Source organism: Streptomyces calidiresistens (assembly GCF_014141525.1).
Classification (GTDB): Bacteria; Actinomycetota; Actinomycetes; order Streptomycetales; family Streptomycetaceae; genus Streptomyces; species Streptomyces calidiresistens.
In genome coordinates this window covers 1-1,380 of the sequence record NZ_VKHS01001109.1, presented here as the reverse complement: position 1 = coordinate 1,380, position 1,380 = coordinate 1, and the positions used below count along the sequence as shown (strand labels likewise).

Annotated in this window: 1 protein-coding gene; it reads left to right on the top strand. The window is 76.4% G+C overall.

Features of this window, described 5'->3' with window-relative positions:
* Positions 1–64: 64 nt before the first annotated feature.
* The coding region (locus FOE67_RS25765; protein WP_182667227.1) for an NAD(P)-binding domain-containing protein at positions 65–1,380 on the top strand (1,316 nt) is incomplete at its 3' end.

Below are 1,380 nucleotides of genomic sequence, written 5' to 3'. Positions count from 1 at the left end.
AACCCCCGACTTCCGCCCGATGCCCCCCGGCACCGACGACCCCCGAAAGAGAGCGGCTGATCCGATGCACGACCTGGTAGTGGTGGGCGCAGGCCCCTACGGACTGTCCATCGCCGCCCACGCGGCGGCGGCCGGACTGGACCTGCGGGTCCTGGGCCGGCCCATGGCCTCCTGGCGGGACCACATGCCCGGCGGCATGTTCCTCAAGTCCGAACCCTGGTCCTCCAACCTCTCCGACCCGGCCGGGGCCCACACCCTGACCGCCTGGTGCGCCGAGCGCGGTCTGCGCGCCGATCACGGTGTGCCGCTGCCGATCTCCACCTTCACCGACTACGGCATGTGGTTCGCCGGACGGTTGCAGCCCGCCGTGGAGGAGCGGCTGGTGGTCTCCGTGGCGCCGATGTCCGGCGGCTACCGGGTGGAGACGGCCGACGGCGAGCTGTTCACCACCCGGACCGTGGTGGTGGCGGCGGGCGTGATGCCGTTCGTGCACCTCCCGCACGCGCTGCGCGGCCTCTCCCCGCACCTGGCCTCGCACAGCAGCTCGCACGCCGACCTCGCGCACTTCCGGGACCGCGAGGTGACCGTGATCGGCGGCGGTCAGGCCGCGCTGGAGACGGCGGCGCTGCTGCTGGAGAACGGTGCCCGCCCCACGGTCGTGGCCCGCGCCTCGGCGCTGCGCTGGAACACCCCGCCGCAGCCGCTGCGCCGGGGGTTGCGCGAGACGCTGCGCGAGCCGCACAGCGGGCTGGGCACCGGCTGGAGCAGCTGGGTGTGGTCGGAGGCGCCGGGCGCGGTGCGGCTGCTGCCGACGGCGATGCGCACGCACATCGCCTCCACCGCGCTCGGCCCGGCCGGCGCCTGGTGGCTGCGGGACCGGGTGATCGGCCGGTTGCCGATCCGGCTGCGCCGGCAGGTGGTGACGGCCGAGCCCGTCGGCGAACGACTGCGGCTGCGGCTGACCGGCCCCTCGGGGTACGGGCCGGTGGAGACGGTGGAGACCGACCACGTGATCGCCGCCACCGGTTTCGTGCCGGACGTCAACCGGCTTGGCTGGTTGGCCCCGGAACTGCGGGTGGGGGTGCGCCGGGTGCGCGGCACGGGGGCGCCCGAGCTGGGGTCCCACTTCGAGTCCTCGCGCCCGGGGCTGTTCTTCGCCGGCCTGCCGGCGGCCCCCTCCTTCGGGCCGTCGATGCGCTTCGTGCACGGCGCCACGTTCACCGCCGGGCGACTGGTGCGGGGGGTGCGGCGCCGGGTGGGCGGCCGACTGCTCCCGACGGGGGGCCGGGTGCCGGTGCCCGCGCCGGTCCCGGCCGACGCCCTGCCCGGGGTCGGGCCCGTCGCCGAAGCGTCGCCGCGGTCCGCCCCGGTGCCGCCGCC